The 16,592-nt window shown below is 73.1% G+C and carries 18 protein-coding genes; 16 read left to right on the plus strand and 2 right to left on the minus strand.

The features are described from left to right. Positions 1-56: 56 nt before the first annotated feature. From ACH5AO_RS26195 to ACH5AO_RS26240, 10 genes are all read left to right on the plus strand, one after another. A complete protein-coding gene (locus ACH5AO_RS26195; protein ID WP_398928669.1) occupies positions 57-788 on the plus strand; it encodes a methyltransferase domain-containing protein in 732 nt (243 codons plus the stop codon). A gap of 72 nt (positions 789-860) precedes the next feature. Beyond that, entirely contained in the window at positions 861-1,283 is a 423-nt protein-coding gene (locus ACH5AO_RS26200) for a hypothetical protein (RefSeq protein ID WP_398928672.1), read from the plus strand. Continuing rightward, entirely contained in the window at positions 1,273-1,926 is a 654-nt protein-coding gene (locus ACH5AO_RS26205) for a hypothetical protein (protein WP_398928674.1), read from the plus strand. The genes ACH5AO_RS26200 and ACH5AO_RS26205 overlap by 11 nt, the downstream gene beginning before the upstream one ends. Before the next feature lie 33 nt (positions 1,927-1,959). Next, positions 1,960-2,301 carry a hypothetical protein gene (locus ACH5AO_RS26210; protein ID WP_398928677.1) on the plus strand — a complete coding sequence of 114 codons (342 nt, stop codon included), beginning with the start codon at positions 1,960-1,962 and terminating at the stop codon, positions 2,299-2,301. 274 nt (positions 2,302-2,575) lie between these two features. Continuing rightward, positions 2,576-3,037 (plus strand): barstar family protein, encoded by a 462-nt coding sequence (locus tag ACH5AO_RS26215; protein WP_398928679.1) that lies wholly within the window; start codon positions 2,576-2,578, stop codon positions 3,035-3,037. Positions 3,038-3,291: 254 nt separating this feature from the next. After that, complete coding sequence (locus tag ACH5AO_RS26220; protein ID WP_398928682.1) at positions 3,292-4,125, plus strand: M55 family metallopeptidase; 834 nt, start codon at positions 3,292-3,294, stop codon at positions 4,123-4,125. Beyond that, a complete protein-coding gene (locus ACH5AO_RS26225) occupies positions 4,118-5,422 on the plus strand; it encodes a M20/M25/M40 family metallo-hydrolase (RefSeq protein WP_398928684.1) in 1,305 nt (434 codons plus the stop codon). The genes ACH5AO_RS26220 and ACH5AO_RS26225 overlap by 8 nt, the downstream gene beginning before the upstream one ends. A gap of 4 nt (positions 5,423-5,426) precedes the next feature. Then, positions 5,427-7,391 carry a S9 family peptidase gene (locus ACH5AO_RS26230; RefSeq protein ID WP_398928687.1) on the plus strand — a complete coding sequence of 655 codons (1,965 nt, stop codon included), beginning with the start codon at positions 5,427-5,429 and terminating at the stop codon, positions 7,389-7,391. Beyond that, positions 7,388-8,320 carry an LD-carboxypeptidase gene (locus tag ACH5AO_RS26235; protein ID WP_398928690.1) on the plus strand — a complete coding sequence of 311 codons (933 nt, stop codon included), beginning with the start codon at positions 7,388-7,390 and terminating at the stop codon, positions 8,318-8,320. Before ACH5AO_RS26230 ends, ACH5AO_RS26235 begins: the two co-directional genes overlap by 4 nt. Before the next feature lie 59 nt (positions 8,321-8,379). Then, complete coding sequence (locus ACH5AO_RS26240; RefSeq protein WP_398928691.1) at positions 8,380-8,934, plus strand: GNAT family N-acetyltransferase; 555 nt, start codon at positions 8,380-8,382, stop codon at positions 8,932-8,934. Between the two features lie 54 nt (positions 8,935-8,988). Here the strand turns inward: ACH5AO_RS26240 and ACH5AO_RS26245 are convergent, their stop codons facing one another. Both ACH5AO_RS26245 and ACH5AO_RS26250 read right to left on the minus strand, forming a co-directional pair. Beyond that, entirely contained in the window at positions 8,989-9,336 is a 348-nt protein-coding gene (locus tag ACH5AO_RS26245) for a VOC family protein (RefSeq protein ID WP_398928694.1), read from the minus strand. Positions 9,337-9,457: 121 nt separating this feature from the next. Next, entirely contained in the window at positions 9,458-10,420 is a 963-nt protein-coding gene (locus ACH5AO_RS26250; protein ID WP_398928696.1) for an LLM class F420-dependent oxidoreductase, read from the minus strand. Positions 10,421-10,562: 142 nt separating this feature from the next. On the opposite strand from ACH5AO_RS26250, the gene ACH5AO_RS26255 reads away from it, so the two are divergent. The 6 genes from ACH5AO_RS26255 (at position 10,563) to ACH5AO_RS26280 (ending at position 16,589) form a co-directional block, all read left to right on the plus strand. After that, positions 10,563-12,101, plus strand: a complete 1,539-nt coding sequence (locus ACH5AO_RS26255) for an NAD(P)/FAD-dependent oxidoreductase (RefSeq protein WP_398928698.1) — start codon at positions 10,563-10,565, stop codon at positions 12,099-12,101. Continuing rightward, positions 12,088-13,935 (plus strand): transketolase, encoded by a 1,848-nt coding sequence (locus tag ACH5AO_RS26260; RefSeq protein ID WP_398928700.1) that lies wholly within the window; start codon positions 12,088-12,090, stop codon positions 13,933-13,935. Before ACH5AO_RS26255 ends, ACH5AO_RS26260 begins: the two co-directional genes overlap by 14 nt. After that, a complete protein-coding gene (gene ligD / locus ACH5AO_RS26265; protein WP_398928702.1) occupies positions 13,932-14,858 on the plus strand; it encodes a non-homologous end-joining DNA ligase in 927 nt (308 codons plus the stop codon). Before ACH5AO_RS26260 ends, ligD begins: the two co-directional genes overlap by 4 nt. A 108-nt stretch (positions 14,859-14,966) precedes the next feature. Further along, positions 14,967-15,338: a gas vesicle protein gene (locus ACH5AO_RS26270; RefSeq protein ID WP_398928705.1), complete on the plus strand. Its 372-nt coding sequence runs from the start codon at positions 14,967-14,969 to the stop codon at positions 15,336-15,338. 46 nt (positions 15,339-15,384) lie between these two features. Continuing rightward, on the plus strand, positions 15,385-15,819 hold the full coding sequence (locus ACH5AO_RS26275) for a gas vesicle structural protein GvpA (protein ID WP_398928708.1): 435 nt from the start codon (positions 15,385-15,387) through the stop codon (positions 15,817-15,819). After that, on the plus strand, positions 15,816-16,589 hold the full coding sequence (locus ACH5AO_RS26280) for a GvpL/GvpF family gas vesicle protein (RefSeq protein ID WP_398928710.1): 774 nt from the start codon (positions 15,816-15,818) through the stop codon (positions 16,587-16,589). Before ACH5AO_RS26275 ends, ACH5AO_RS26280 begins: the two co-directional genes overlap by 4 nt. Positions 16,590-16,592: the final 3 nt, after the last annotated feature.

A 16,592-nucleotide genomic window follows, 5' to 3' on the forward strand; every position in this document is an offset into this window, starting at 1 on the left:
CACCGTACTGGCCCGTCACACGGGGCGGGCCGGCGTCGCACCCTGGGGAGTCGGGCATGAGCGTGACCAGTCGGTACCGGGAGGCCTGGGAGGGTTTCTGGCGCGAGGCACCGGACGGGCCGGGGGCCGTGTTCTGGGACGCGGAGCCCGCTCTGACCGCGGCCCGCCATCTCGCCCTGTTCGAACCGCATCTGACCGACCCCGGTCTGCCGCTGGTGGACCTGGGGTGCGGCAACGGCACCCAGACCCGCTTCCTCGCCGACCGCTTCCCGCACGTCCTCGGCGCGGACCTCTCCGCCGCCGCCCTGGACCGCGCCCGCGCCGCCGACCCGGCCGGGCGGGCGGCGTACCGGCGGCTGGACGCCGTCGGGAAGACCGAGGCGCAGGCCCTGCACGCCGAACTCGGCGACGCCAACGTGTACCTGCGCGGGGTGCTGCACCAGTGCGAGGCCGACGACCGGCAGGCGCTGGTGGACGGCATCGCCACGGTGGTCGGCGACCGCGGCCGCGCCTTCCTCGTCGAGCCCTCCGAGGCCGCCGGGGCCGTCCTGCGGGGCCTCGCGGCCGGCCCCGGCGGTCCGCCGCCCAAACTCGCGCCGGTCCTGCGGCACGGCATAGCCCCCGGCGAGGTCGACGACGCGGCCGTGCCCGAGTTCCTGACCGCGGCCGGACTGGCCGTGCTGGCGAGCGGCACCCTGCCGCTGACCACCACCGAGTACGGCCCCGACGGCACCCGCATCGCACTGCCGTCCCTCTGGTTCGTGGCGGGACGCGCCGCGTCCGCATGAGAACCGTCTCCCCCGCTCCGCGCGTCATGCCCTACGGTCACATCAGTCACCGTCCGGGACGAGGGAGGGGTCGTGGAGCAGGCAAGAACGGTACTCGCCGAGCGGATCGCCGAGCGGCGGGCGGGCATCGGCGACCCCCGGGAACTGGTCGGCGAGATGCGCAGGACGATCCTGCTGGTCCCGTCCGTCGACGGGCGCCTGTGGAGCGCGCGTTCGGGCGGTGTGCGGTGGGTGTGCGCCTTCACGGACGAGACGGCGCTGGCCCGGTTCGCGCTTCACCACGGTCCGGGGGAGCGGCCGGTGGAGTACGCCGCGCTGCTGGGCGCGCGCATCGTGGACGAGATCGTGCCGGGCCTGGGTGAGCCCGCCGGCCTCGCCGTGGACATCGCCACCGAGGACGGGTCGATGTTCTTCCCGCCGGTCACCGGGATCGTTCCGGACCAGGCCGCCGTCGACACCGAGGCGGCGGGGGAGGAGCGAGGCCGTGGGCGGTGACGGGGTGGACCTGAGTTTCGACAGGGCGTCGGTCGCGAAGTTCACCAAGGGGGTGGGCGCCACCATCGACGGGCTGGGCGAGCTGGGCGGCGCGACCGGCTCGGTGATGGGCAAGGGCTTCTCCCAGCTGTCGATGACCGGGATGGAGGCCGGACACCACGGTCTGTCGGTCGACTTCGAGGACTTCTGCGAACGCTGGGAGTGGGGCGTGCGCGCCCTGGTGCACGACGCCAGTGAGATCGCGAACCGTCTCGGTCTGGCGGCCGGCACGCAGTGGGAGCACGACCAGTACGTCGAGGGGGCACTGAAGGTGGGGGTCAACTCCCTGGCGGGCGGCAATCCGCACGCCTCCGAGGAGGAGATCACCCAGCAGGGCTGGGGCGAGGTGTTCACGCCGGACGCCCTGGACCCGGACTGGAGCGCCGAGTCGTGGGACCGGGCCGGCCAGGACATCGAGCAGACCTGGAAGGACACCGGGCGGACGCTGCTCACGGAGGGGCAGGGCGGCCGGCAGTCGGAGCTGCTCAACGAGCGGTTGGGCATCGACGAGCAGGAGTGGAACCGGGCGCTGGACGAGACGTTCGGCCCGTCGCCCGAGGAACGCGCCCGGCAGCAACAGCAGGGCGACGGCGGGGGCGACTGAGCATGGGCATCGGCGACTTCGTCTTCCGTACTAGTGACGAACGGTTATTCCGAATTGAAGTCCCGCGAATTCATCAACATTGCGCGAATGGTCTTGTCCGTCGATGCACGAGCGCGGGAGCGCGCGGCTGACGAAGTGACCGACGGTGTGGGCGCGTACACATCCGCTCAAGCGTCGGCCCTGGCGGCACTGCTGGCGGCGGCGGCCGCCGCCGAAGAGGAGGAAGATGCCCTGGAGGCCGAGTTGCATGCCATCCTCGAACTCATGTCCACCGGTCATGTCGGCCCTGACGACGTCTCCTCGCTGCGAGAGATATCTCTTGCTGAACTCGCTCCTCAGCTCCGCGAATACGTCAGTGATCTACTGGAAGGCTGATGACCGAAGAAAGACGGACAGGCCGGCCGTAGCGGTCGCCTGCCCACCCGGTCGCCTGCGCCGACCCCCTGGGCCCCTCGCCGAACCGTCAAGCAGGACGGACCCTGGGCGACCCGTCGAAGCCGAACGGGCGGATCCCCTCCAAGGTTCCGGCGGAGTCCGCGGCGGTACTCCATGTTCGACAGTCAGGGGAACCCGATCCGGTACAGGGAACGGGGCACGGCGCAGTCGATCGACCCCACTGTCAGACCTACATCGTCATGGAGACCGGTAGATGAGCGGCGTCACCTGGTGGATGCGGAACGAGACGGGAGTCCACGTCGTCCCGGCCGACTCCACGATCCCCGCCGCGTGCGCCCTGCCTCCCACCGGGCTGATCCACTCGGCCCGGATGCGAGGACGAGAAATGCGTGATTCCGACGGGGTGTTCACCCAGTTCTACGAGGCGCTGCGCCTCCCGGACCATTTCGGCTGGAACTGGGAGGCGCTGCGGGACTGCCTGAGAGATCTCCACTGGCTCAGTGCCAAGCATTTCCTCGTCACCGTCGACGATGTCCACGCCGTGCTCTCCGAGAGTCCCGAGGAACGTGAAATTCTCTTCCGTGCCCTGAACGACGCAACGAAGTTCTGGGCGGGGAAACCCGAGCCGCCGGGGCAGGAGAAGGTGACTTTCCAGGTCGTGCTGCTGTGCCCGCCCGAAGTCCAGGAGGAGACGCTCCGTGAACTGCGGACGTGAGGGGCCCGTCAGGACGGCGGCGACGAGGAGGGGGCGGTTCCGAGGGCAGTTCCTCGGAAAGGGCCGGTCGTGGGCCGTACGAGGTGAGTTCGACGGGCCGGACCACCATGGTTGTCCACAGCCCTGGCCGAGGCGGTCGGGCAGCGCGTACGGTTTCGGAGCATGAAGATCCACGCCCCCGGCGCCGCACGCCGTCGGGAACCGCTGTCGGGAACCCGACCGCGCGTCTCCGGCCTACGAATGGACAGCGTTTCGTGAAAATCCTCATCAGCGCCGACATGGAGGGCGCCACCGGTGTCACCTGGCCGGCCGACGTGCTGCCGGGGACTTCCCAGTGGGAGCGGTGCCGGTCCATGTTCACCTCGGACGTCAACGCCGCCGTGCAGGGTTTCCTCGACGGCGGCGCCGACGAGGTGCTGATCAACGAGGCCCACTGGACCATGCGCAACCTGCTCCTCGAGCAGCTGCACGACCGGGCCGAGATGCTCACCGGACGGCACAAGGCCCTGTCCATGGTCGAGGGCGTGCAGCACGGCGACGTGGACGGCATCGCGTTCATCGGCTACCACGCCGGTGCCGGCATGGAGGGCGTCCTCGCGCACACCTTCCTCGCCAACTCCATCACCGGGGTCTGGGTCAATGACGTACGGGCCAGCGAGGGACTGCTCAACGCGCACGTGGCCGCCGAGTACGGGGTGCCGGTGATCCTGGTGACCGGTGACGACGTCGCCTGCGAGGACGCGCTCGGCTACGCGCCCGAGGCGCTGAAGGTCGCCGTCAAGGACCACGTGTCCCGGTACGCGGCCGTGTGCCGCACCCCGGCCCGGACGGCCGCCGACATCCGCGCGGCCGCCAAGGAGGCCGCCACGCTGGCGGTGCGCCGGGAACCGGCCGACGGCGGGCCGTTCACCGTCGCGGTGGAGTTCGACGCCGAGCACCTGGCGATGGCCGTCACCGTCGTGCCGGGCGTGACCCGCACCGGCGAGCGGAAGGTGGCGTACACCAGCGGGACCATGTACGACGGGATCCGCGTCTTCAAGGCGGTCACCACGATCGCCTCGGCCGCGGTGGAGGAGCAGTATGGCTGACGAGCGGGCCCTGGACGAGGTCGTGACGTTCACGTCCGACCTGATCCGGATCGACACGACCAACAGGGGCGGGGGCGACTGCCGGGAGCGGCCCGCCGCCGAGTACGCCGCCGCGCGGCTCGCCGAGGCGGGACTCGAGCCGGTGCTCCTGGAGCGCACCCCGGGCCGCGCCAACGTCGTCGCCCGTCTGGAGGGCACCGACCCGTCGGCCGACGCGCTGCTCGTCCACGGGCATCTGGACGTCGTCCCGGCGGAGGCCGCCGACTGGAGCGTGCACCCGTTCTCCGGGGAGGTCCGCGACGGGGTCGTCTGGGGGCGCGGCGCGGTCGACATGAAGAACATGGACGCGATGATCCTCGCCGTGGTGCGGGCCTGGGCGCGCGAGGGCGTACGGCCCCGGCGGGACGTCGTCATCGCGTTCACCGCGGACGAGGAGGCCAGCGCCGAGGACGGTTCCGGTTTCCTCGCCGACCGGCACGCCCACCTCTTCGAGGGCTGCACCGAGGGCGTCAGCGAGTCGGGCGCGTTCACCTTCCACGACGGCGGCGGACGGCAGATCTACCCGATCGCGGCCGGTGAGCGCGGCACCGCCTGGATGAGGCTCACCGCGCGCGGCCGGGCCGGGCACGGCTCCAAGGTCAACCGGGAGAACGCGGTGACCCGTCTCGCCGCCGCCGTCACCCGCATCGGCGAGTACGAGTGGCCGCTGCGGCTCACCCCGACCGTGCGGGCCGCGCTCACCGAGCTCGCCGCCGTGTACGGCATCGAGACGGACCTGTCCGACGTGGACCTCCTGCTGGACAAGCTCGGCACGGCGGGCAAGCTCGTCGAGGCCACCGTCCGCAACAGCGCCAACCCGACCATGCTGGACGCCGGATACAAGGTCAACGTGATTCCGGGGGAGGCCGTGGCGCGCGTCGACGGACGGTATCTGTCCGGTGCCGAGGACGAGTTCCGCGCGACCATGGACCGGCTCACCGGACCGGACGTCGACTGGGAGTTCGAGCACCACGAGGTGGCGCTCCAGTCGCCGGTGGACTCCCCGACGTACGCCCGGATGCGGGCCGCCGTCGAGGCGTTCGCGCCGGAGGGGCACGTGGTGCCGTACTGCATGTCCGGCGGCACGGACGCCAAGCAGTTCTCCCGGCTGGGCATCACCGGCTACGGGTTCGCGCCGCTGAAGCTGCCGGAGGGCTTCGACTACCAGGCCCTCTTCCACGGCGTCGACGAGCGCGTCCCGGTCGAGGCGCTCCACTTCGGCGTCCGGGTCCTCGACCGGTTCCTGCGGACGGCCTGAGCGGATGGGGGAGACAGTGCGGACCCTGGCGTACGGCGAGTGGCCCTCGCCCGTCGACGCGGCCACGGCCGCGGCCCACGACGGCGGCCCCGAGTTCGTGGGCTTCGTCGGCGACGAGGTGTGGTGGACCGAGCCCCGGCCCGCCGAGGGCGGCCGCCGCACCCTGGTGCGGCGGCACGCCGACGGCACTGAGGAGCCGGTCCTGCCCGCGCCGTGGAACGTGCGGAGCCGCGTCATCGAGTACGGCGGCCGGCCCTGGGCCGGCACCCTGCGCGACGGCGCTCCGCTCGTGGTGTTCGTGGACTTCGCCGACCAGCGCCTCTACCGGTACGAGCCGGGCGGCGAGCCCCGCCCGCTCACCCCCGTGTCCCCGGTCGGGCAGGGACTGCGCTGGGCCGATCCGGTGCTGCCGCCGGAGCGCGACGAGGTGTGGTGCGTCCTGGAGGAGTTCACCGGTGACGGCCCCAGCGACGTGCGCCGCGTCCTGGCCGCCGTACCGCTGGACGGCTCCGCCGCCGGTGACCGGGGCGCCGTACGGGAACTGAGCGACGGCCGGCACCGGTTCGTCACCGGGCCGCGCCTCGCGCCGGACGGGCGGCGCGCCTGCTGGCTCGGCTGGGACCACCCGCGCATGCCGTGGGACGGCACCGAACTGCTCGTCGCCGACGTCCTGGCCGACGGCACCCTGCGCGAGGCCCGCACGGTGGCCGGCGGACCCGAGGAGTCCGTCGCCCAGGCCGACTGGACCCACGACGGCCGGCTGCTGTACGCGAGCGACCGCACCGGCTGGTGGAACCTCTACCGGGACGGGGAGCCGGTCTGCCCGCGCGAGGAGGAGTTCGGCGGACCGCTGTGGAAGCTGGGCCTGCGCTGGTTCGCCCCGCTGGACAGCGGCCTGATCGCCGTCCTGCACGGCCGGGGCGCACCCGTGCTCGGCGTCCTCGACCCCGAGACCTGCGAGCTCGTCGACGCCGCCGGCCCGTGGAGCGAGTTCGCGCCCACCCTCGCGGCACGGGGCGAACGGGTCGTCACCGTCGGCGCCGGACCGCGCAGCGGCCCCGAGGTGGTGGAGCTGGACACCCGGACGGGCCACGCCCGGGTGATCGGCGCCCGCCACGAGGACGCGGTGGACCCGGCGTACTACCCCGAGCCGCGGGTCCGCACGTTCACCGGACCGGACGGCCGGGAGATCCACGCCCGGGTGTACCCCCCGCACCACCCCGGGTGCGCCGGTCCCGCGGACGAGCGCCCCCCGTACGTGATCTGGGCGCACGGCGGCCCCACCGGGCGGGCGCCGCTCGTGCTCGACCTGGAGATCGCCTACTTCACCTCGCGCGGCATCGGCGTCGCCGAGGTCGACTACGGCGGCTCCACCGGATACGGGCGGGAGTACCGCGACCGGCTGCGCGGACAGTGGGGCGTGGTCGACGTCGAGGACTGCGCCGCCGTCGCGCTGGCCCTCGCCGACGAGGGCACCGCCGACCGCGGCCGGCTCGCCGTCCGGGGCGGCAGCGCCGGCGGCTGGACCGCCGCCGCCTCGCTCACCACGACCGACGTCTACGCCTGCGGCACCATCAGCTACCCGGTGCTCGACCTCACCGGCTGGGGCACGGGGGAGACCCACGACTTCGAGTCCCAGTACCTGGAGAGCCTGATCGGCCCGCGCGCCGAGGTGCCCGAGCGGTACGTGGAACGCTCGCCCGCCGCGCACGTCGACCGGCTCTCCGTGCCGTTCCTGATGCTCCAGGGACTGGACGACGTGATCTGCCCGCCCGTGCAGTGCGAGCGGTTCCTGGCCCGGCTGGCCGGCCGGGGCGTGCCGCACGCCTACCTCACCTTCGAGGGCGAGGGGCACGGCTTCCGGAGGGCGGAGACCATGGTGCGCGCCCTGGAGGCGGAGCTGTCCTTGTACGCCCAGGTGTTCGGGATGAGACCGCCCGGCGTGCCGGCCCTGGAGCTGGGCACGTGAGCCGGGCCGGGGCACTGCGTCGGCCCGCCCGCCTCGCCCCCGGCGCCCGGGTGGCCGTGGTCGCTCCCAGCGGCCCGGTGCCCGAGGAGCGGCTCCAGGCCGGGCTCGACGTGCTGCGCGGCTGGGACCTCGACCCCGTGGTGGGCCCCCATGTCCTGGACCGGCACGGCGAGTTCGGCTACCTCGCGGGCGGCGACGCCGACCGGGCCGCCGATCTGCAGTCCGCCTGGTGCGACCCGGCCGTCGACGCGGTGATCTGCGCCCGCGGCGGCTACGGCGCACAGCGCCTGGTCGACCTGCTCGACTGGGAGGCGATGCGGGCCGCCGGACCGAAGGTGTTCGTCGGGTTCAGCGACATCACCGCGCTGCACGAGGCGTTCGCGGTCCGGCTCGGCCTGGTCACCCTGCACGGGCCGATGGCCGCGGGCATCGACTTCGTGAAGAGCGCGCGGGCGCAGGACCACCTCAGGGCGACCCTCCTCGCCCCCGACACGGTCCGCACCATCCACTCCGACGGCACCGCGCTCGTCCCCGGCCGGGCACGCGGCGTCACCCTCGGCGGCTGTCTCTCCCTGCTCGCCGCCGACCTCGGCACCCCGCACGCCAGACCCTCCGCGCGCGGCGGACTGCTCTGCCTGGAGGACGTGGGGGAGGAGACCTACCGGCTCGACCGCTGCCTCACCCAGCTCCTGCGGGCCGGCTGGCTCGACGGGGTCTCCGGGCTGCTGCTCGGCTCCTGGGCGCGGTGCGAGCCGTACGACGGGGTGCGGACGCTGCTCGCCGACCGGCTCGGCGGCCTCGGGGTGCCGGTGGCCGAGCAGTTCGGGTTCGGGCACTGCGCCGACGCGCTCACCGTCCCCTTCGGCGTCACCGCCGAACTCGACGCCGACGCGGGCACCCTGACCCTGGACGAACCGGCGCTGAGCTGACGAACCGGCGCCGAGCCGACCGGCCCGCGTCGCGCGCGGGCCCGTCGTAGGGTGGCGGGGTGCCGCACACCGCATCCCGCTACCTCGCCGAGGGCCGCCGCGTGGGGATCCGTCACTTCACCCACGCGGACGGCGCCGAATTCACCGCCCGCGCCCGGGAGAGCAAGGACCTCCACCACCCCTGGCTGTTCCCGCCGGACAGCCAGGGCGCGTACGCCGCGTACGCGGGGCGGCTGATCAAGGATCCCACCAAGGCGGGGTTCCTGGTCTGCGAGAAGGAGGCGGACGGCGCCCTCGCCGGGTTCATCAACATCAACAACATCGTCGAGGGCGGCTTCCTGTGCGGTGCGCTGGGCTACGGCGCCTTCGCGCACGCGGCCGGGCGCGGACTGATGCGCGAGGGCCTGGACCTCGTGGTGCGGTACGCCTTCGGCCCGATGCGGCTGCACCGTCTGGAGATCAACGTACAGCCCGGCAACGCCGCCTCCATCGCCCTCGCCCGCGCCTGCGGGTTCCGCCTGGAGGGCTTCTCGCCGAAGATGCTCTTCATCGACGGCGCCTGGCGCGACCACCAGCGCTGGGCGATCACCAGCGAGATGACAACGGGCCGTTGACGCCCGGCCCGCGCCCGGTTCCCGGTGCGCAGGCCCGCGCCGGGGCCGGGCGTGTCAGGAGTGGCGGTCCGCGTACTCGTAGACCGCGCCGTCCGGGTGCCGGGCGATGAGGTTGCGGCCCACGGGGGTGGGGAGCGGACCCGCGAGGATGTCGGCGCCCATCTCCGCGAGCACCCGGCCGGTCTCCTCGACGTCCTTGACCGCGAGGGTCGCGGCGACCTTGCGCAGCACGTCCAGTTCGGCCGCGGGACCGCTCATCAGCAGGAAGCAGCCGACCGCGGCGACCTGGACGCCGCCCCGCTCGAACCGGAGGGCCCTGCCGCCCGCCAGCCGCTCGTAGAAGGGGATGGCGGTCTCGATGTCGTCGACGCAGACACGCAGTGTGGCACCCAGAATCTCCATGGGGACGAGCCTAGTTGGGGCCGTGCCGACAAGGGGAGCCGGCTTCGGGGGCGTCGGCCGGCACGGTGGGGACACAGGCGCCGGGGCGGTGCGGGTCCGGCGTCGGCGCGTCCTTTCGTGGTCAGTCGGCCTGCTGGAGCCGCGGCAGCACCTCGGTGCGGTAGAAGTCGAAGAAACCGCGCAGGTCGGGGCCGATCTGGTTGACGTAGACACGGTCGAAACCCGCGTCGGCGAACCGGCGGAGCTCGGCGACGTGCTCGTCCACGTCGTCGCCGCACACCCGGTTCTCCCGCACCATGTCCTCGGTGACCAGCGTCTGCGCCTGCTCGAAGTGCCTGGGCGAGGGCAGCACCTGGCCCAGTTCGCCGGGCAGCAACTCGTTCGCCCACAGCCGGTGCACGGTGCGCACGCACGCGTCGCGGTCGGTGCCGTAGCAGACCTTGGTGCCGCCGCTGACCGGTTTGCCGCCGCCCCCGCCCTTGCGATATTGCTCCACCATCGAGGTGTCCGGCATCATCGTGATGTAGCCGTCGCCGACCCGGGCGGCGAGCTTGGTCGCCGCCGGCCCGAAACCCGAGATGTCGATCGGGACGGGCTCGTCCGGCACGGTGTACAGGCGGGCGTTCTCCACCGTGTAGTGCGTGCCGTGGTGGTTGACCTCCTCGCCGGAGAACAGCCGCCGCATCACCTGGACGGCCTCCTCCAGCATCTCCAGCCGTACGTGCGCGGGCGGCCAGTGGTCTCCGAGGATGTGCTCGTTCAGGGCCTCGCCCGTACCCACGCCCAGCCGGAACTCCCCCGGCGACATCACCGCGGCCGTGGCCGCCGCCTGCGCCACCACCGCCGGGTGCGTCCGCACGGTCGGGCAGGTCACCGCCGTCCCCACCGGCAGCGACACCGCCTCGGACAGCGCGCCGACCACCGACCACACGAAGGGGCTCTGCCCCTGTTCGTCGTTCCACGGGTGGTAGTGGTCCGAGATCCACAGGGCCTGGAACCCGGCCTGCTCGGCCATCCGCGCCTGCTCGATCAGCTCGGCGGGACCGTACTGCTCGCACGAGAGGAAGTAGCCGTACTCGGGCATGGGGGGCACCTCCGTGACGTGCGCGGTTCGGGTCCCGGACCGGGTACCCGGGGGGCCCGGCGGAAACCGGCGGACGTTTGGCGGACCCGGTCAGGGGGACGCGGAAGTCTCCCGACGTCCGCGACAGCGCCGGAGGCGAACCGTGAGTCGACCCCGTATTGTGATCGTCGGTGCCGGCTTCGCCGGATACCGCACGGCCCGGACACTCTCCCGGCTGGCCCGAGGCCGCGCCGAGATCGTCCTGCTCAACCCGACCGACTACTTCCTGTACCTGCCCCTGCTGCCCCAGGTCGCCGCCGGCATCCTGGAACCCCGCCGGGTCACCGTCTCCCTCTCCGGCACGCTGCCGCACGTGAAGCTGGTGCTGGGGGAGTCCGACCGCATCGACCTCGACGCGCGGCAGGTCCACTACACCGGCCCCGAGGGCGAGGGCGGCACCCTCGACTACGACCGGCTGGTCCTCGCGGCCGGCAGCGTCAACAAGCTGCTGCCGATCCCCGGGGTCGCCGAGCACGCCCACGGCTTCCGCGGCCTGCCCGAGGCGCTGTACCTGCGCGACCACGTGACCCGGCAGGTGGAGCTCGCCGCCGCCACCGACGATCCCGGGCGGTGCGCCGCCCGCTGCACCTTCGTCGTGGTGGGCGCCGGCTACACCGGCACCGAAGTCGCCGCGCACGGGCAGCTGTTCACCGACGCGCAGGTCGCCAGGCACCCGATGCGGACCGGGATGCGGCCGCGCTGGATGCTCCTGGACATCGCCGACCGGGTCCTGCCCGAACTGGACGAACGCCTCTCCCGCACCGCCGACACCGTGCTGCGGGAACGGGGCGTGGACGTGCGGATGGGCACCTCCGTGAAGGAGGCCACGCGCGACGGAGTGCTGCTGACCGACGGGGAGTTCGTCGACACCCGCACCCTGGTGTGGTGCGTCGGCGTACGCCCCGACCCGCTCGCCGAGTCCCTCGGACTGCCCATGGAACGCGGCCGGCTGCTCGTCGACCCGCACCTTCAGGTGCCGGGCCGGCCCGAGGTGTTCGCCTGCGGCGACGCCGCCGCGGTGCCCGACCTGGAGAAGCCCGGCTCGTACACCCCGATGACCGCGCAGCACGCCTGGCGGCAGGGCAAGGTGTGCGCGCACAACGTCGCCGCGTCGTTCGGCGACGGCGAGCGGCGCGCCTACCGGCACAAGGACATGGGGTTCGTGGTGGACCTGGGCGGCGTCAAGGCCGCCGCCAACCCGCTCGGCGTGAACCTGTCCGGGCCGGCGGCGGGGGCGGTCACCCGCGGCTACCACCTCGCGGCGATGCCGGGCAACCGGGTCCGGGTGGCCGCCGACTGGCTCCTCGACGCCGTACTGCCGCGCCAGGCCGTCCAGTTGGGGCTCGTACGGTCCTGGTCGGTGCCGCTGGACACGGCGTCACCGGAACTGGCGCGGATGCCGGGCGAGCCGGGACGGGGACAACCGTCCGGGGGCGAGCCCGCGAAGAAGCAGCCCGGTGGTGAACCGGCGAAGGACCAGCCCGGTGGTGAACCGGCGAAGAAGCAGCCCGGTGGTGAGCCCGCGAAGGACCGGCCTGCCGTCACCCCGCCCCCCGATCAGCCACCGCCCGGCCCCGATGTCGCGCCCGGCCCCGTCAAGCGCACCGACCGCACCACGAAGGAGACTCATGAACACCGGTGAACTCGTCGAGCTCGGGCAGCAGTTGCGGGTGGACAGTGTCCGCGCCGCGGCCGCCGCGGGCTCCGGGCACCCCACGTCCTCGATGTCCGCGGCGGACCTGACGGCCGTGCTGTTCGCCCGCCACCTCCGCTACGACTTCGAGCACCCCGACCACCCGGGCAACGACCGCTTCGTCCTCTCCAAGGGCCACGCCTCACCCCTGATGTACGCCGTCTACAAGGCGGCCGGCGCCATCGACGACGAGGAACTGCTCACCTTCCGCAAGAACGGCAGCCGCCTCGAAGGGCACCCCACCCCCCGGCGGCTGCCCTGGATCGAGACGGCCACCGGCTCGCTCGGCCAGGGGCTCCCCGTCGGCGTCGGCATCGCGCTGGCCGGGAAGCGGCTCGACCACGCCGACTACCGGGTGTGGGTGCTGTGCGGCGACAGCGAACTGGCCGAGGGCTCCGTCTGGGAGGCCGCCGAGCACGCCGCGTACGAACACCTGGACAACCTCACGCTGATCGTGGACGTCAACCGGCTCGGGCAGCGCGGCCCCACCCGGCACGGCCACGACCTGGACGCCTACGCCCGCCGCTTCCAGGCCTTCGGCTGGCACACCGTCGAAGTGGACGGCCACGACGTGGACGCCGTCGACCGCGCCTACGGGGAGGCCCTGTCCACCCAGGGCCAGCCCACCGCGATCCTCGCCCGCACCCTCAAGGGCAAGGGCGTCGAGGCGGTCCAGGACCGCGAGGGACTGCACGGCAAGCCGCTGCCCGACGCCGAGGAGGCCATCGCCGAGCTCGGCGGCCCCCGCGACCTGCGCATCCGGGTGGAGGCCCCGCCCGCCGCCGGGGCCCCGCCCGCCGGGCACACCGGCCGGCCCGACCTGCCCCGCTGGGACGAGGGCGAGGAGGTGGCCACCCGCAACGCCTTCGGCGAGGCCCTGACCGCCCTCGGCACCGCGCGCGACGACGTCGTCGCCCTCGACGGGGAGGTCGGCGACTCCACCCGCGCGGAGGCCTTCGCCAAGGAACACCCCGAGCGCTACTTCGAGTGCTACATCGCCGAGCAGCAGATGGTCGCCGCGGCGGTCGGCATGGCCGCGCGCGGCCGGGTGCCGTACGCCGCCACCTTCGCGGCCTTCCTCACCCGCGCCCACGACTTCATCCGCATGGCGTCGGTCAGCGGCTCCGGGATCAACCTCGTCGGCTCGCACGCGGGCGTCGCCATCGGCCAGGACGGCCCCAGCCAGATGGGCCTGGAGGACCTGGCGATGATGCGGGCGGTGCACGGCTCGACCGTGCTGTACCCGTGCGACGCCAACCAGACCGCGCGGCTGGTCGCCGCGATGGCCGACCTGGACGGTATTCGCTACCTGCGCACCTCGCGCGGCGCGAGTGAGGTGATCTACGGCCCCGACGAGGAGTTCCCCGTCGGCGGCAGCAAGGTGCTGCGCTCCTCCGGCCGCGACCGGCTCACCCTCGTCGCGGCGGGCGTCACCGTGCCCGAGGCGCTGGCCGCCGCGGAGGCCCTGGAGGGGGAGGGCATCGCCGTACGGGTGATCGACCTGTACTCGGTGAAGCCGGTCGACCGGGAGACGCTGCGCACGGCCGCCGAGGAGACCGGCTGCCTGGTGACGGTGGAGGACCACCACCCGGAGGGCGGCCTCGGGGACGCGGTCGCGGAGGCCTTCGCCGACGGGAGCCCCGTACCGCGCCTGGTGCGCCTTGCCGTGCGCGACATGCCGGGATCGGCCTCCCCCGAGGAGCAGCTGCGTGCCGCCGGCATCGACGCCGAGTCGATCGCGGCGGCCGGCCGGCTGCTGGTGGGGGAGGCGATCGTGTCGTGAGCGACGACGGTGCGCGCACCGTACGGGCCGGCCGCCGCACGGTGGAGGTCCACCGGCCGGGGAAGGTGCTCTTCCCCGGCGGCGGGGACGCCGAGGAGTACACCAAGGGCGACCTCGTCGACTACCACCGGGCCGTCGCCCCGTTCATGCTGCCGCACCTGCGGGGCCGCCCGCTGATGCTGGACCGGCGCCCGGACGGCGTCGACGGCCCCGCGTTCATGCAGAAGAACACCCCGGACGGCTACCCGGACTGGATCACCCGCGCCGAGGTCGCCAAGGAGGACGGCACCGTCACGCACACCGTGTGCGACGACACCGCCACCCTCCTCTACCTCGTCGACCAGGCGAGCATCACCCTGCACCGCTGGCTGTCCCGGACCGACCGGATCGACCGTCCGGACCGGCTGGTCTTCGACCTCGACCCGTCCGGCGACGACTTCGAGACGGTGCGGGAGGCCGCGCGGCTGCTGGGGGAGCTGCTGGACGAGCTGGAGCTGCCCTCGGCGCTGATGACCACCGGCTCCCGGGGCCTGCACGTCATCGTGCCGCTGACCGGCGACGACCACTTCGACGACGTGCGCGCCTTCGCCCGCGAGGTCGCCGACACCCTCGCCGCCGCCCACCCCGACCGGCTCACCACCGCCGCCCGAAAGAAGGACCGCGGCGACCGGCTCTACCTCGACGTGCAGCGCAACGCCTACGCGCAGACCGCGGTCGCCCCGTACACCGTCCGCGCCCTGCCCGGCGCGCCCGTCGCCGTGCCCGTCTCCCGGGACCGGCTGGACGATCCGGAGCTGCACGCCCGCCGCTGGACCATCGCCGACGCCCTCGAGCAGGCCCGCACCGATCCGTGGTCGGCCCTGCCGCGCCGGGGACGCGCCCTGGGCCCCGCCCGCCGCCGGCTGGCCGCGCTGAGGGACTGAACGACGCCGACGCGCCCACGGCCGGGCGTGACGTCCGGCCACGGGGAGCGTCCGAAGGCACGGAGGTTTGGCGAACACACTTGCGGCCATACGGAGGGGGAGGTGGCCATGTCGAACACAAAGAACACCGAAGAGTCGCAGGTTTCACAGGAAACCCAGGACTCACAGGAATCCCGCACATCAACGGATGACAACAGGACCACCAAGCGGCCGAGCCCGATGGAACTGCTGCGCCGGGCGCGCGGCCAGCTCGCGGAGCTCACCGGGATGGAAGCCGAGTCCGTGTCGTCCTTCGAGCAGACGGAGGAGGGCTGGTCGCTCGAGGTCGAGGTCCTCGAACTCGAGCGGGTGCCCGACACGATGAGCCTGATGGCGAGTTATCAAGTCGAGCTGGACCCCGACGGAGAGCTCACCGGGTACCGGCGCGTCCGCCGTTACGAGCGAGGGCGGGCCGATTCACACAGGCCCGGCGGCCGCTAGGCCGCCCGGCCGGACCCACACCCACAGACAAGGAGGGACAGCCGGCATGACAGTTGTACCGGCACAGCAGACCGGTGGTGGAGGCGGCAGCAGCGGCCTCTACGACGTGCTCGAACTCGTTCTGGACAGGGGGCTGGTCATCGACGCGTTCGTGCGCGTGTCCCTGGTCGGCATCGAGATCCTCAAGATCGACGTACGTGTCGTCGTCGCCAGCGTCGACACTTATCTCCGCTTCGCGGAGGCGTGCAACCGCCTCGACCTGGAGGCCGGGCCCCGCAAGAGCCCGGGCCTGCCCGAGATCGTGGGCGAGGTCACCGAGTCCGGCGCCCGTGGGAAGTCCAAGGGGGCGCTGTCCGGCGCCGCCGAGACCATCTCCGACGCCTTCAAGCAGGCGCGTGAGGGTGGTACCGAGCGCGAGACGGAGTCCCGTCCGCGTGCCCGCAAGAGCACCGCGGCCCGCCGTAAGGAGGAGCAGGAGTGAGCACGTATGTGTACGCCATCACGTCGGCCTCGCACCCCGGTCTCCCCGAGGGCATGGGCGGCGTCGGCGACCCGTCGCTGCCGGTGCGCGTCCTGCGCGAGGGCGAACTGGCGGCCCTGGTCAGTGACGCCCCCGAAGGCCTGCGCCCCAAGCGCAGGGAACTGCTCGCCCACCAGAACGTGCTCAGCGAGGCCGGCGCGGCCGGCTGTGTGCTGCCCATGCGCTTCGGCAGCGTCGCCCCGGACGACGACGCCGTCACCGGTGTCCTCGCCGAGCGCGCCGAGCACTACGCGGAGCGGCTGCGGGCCCTGGACGGCAGGGTCGAGTACAACGTCAAGGCCAACCACGTCGAGGACGCCGTCCTGCACCACGTGATGGCCGGCAACCCGGAGATCCGTGCCCTCGCGGAGGCCAACCGGAAGTCCGGCGGCGGAAGCTACGAGCAGAAGATCCAGCTCGGCGAGATGGTCGCCGCCGCCGTCAAGGAGAAGGAGGCCGAGGACGCCGTCGCGCTGGAGCGGGCCCTGGAGGCGGTCGCCGACGCGGTGAGCGTGGGCCCCGAGTCCACGGGCTGGCTCGCCAACGTGTCGTACCTGGTGCGGCGCGAGACGGCGGAAGAGTTCCTGGCAGCGGTGGAACAGGCCCGCAAGGACCTGCCCCACCTCGAGGTGCGTCTGAACGGCCCGCTGCCGCCGTACAGCTTCGTCGAGCCCGGCCCGGCCGAGCCGGCGGGCACCGCGGCCGGCGGAACGGACACCGGAGCGGGGTGACGA

The organism is Streptomyces sp. NPDC018964 (assembly GCF_044390325.1).
GTDB lineage: Bacteria > Actinomycetota > Actinomycetes > Streptomycetales > Streptomycetaceae > Streptomyces.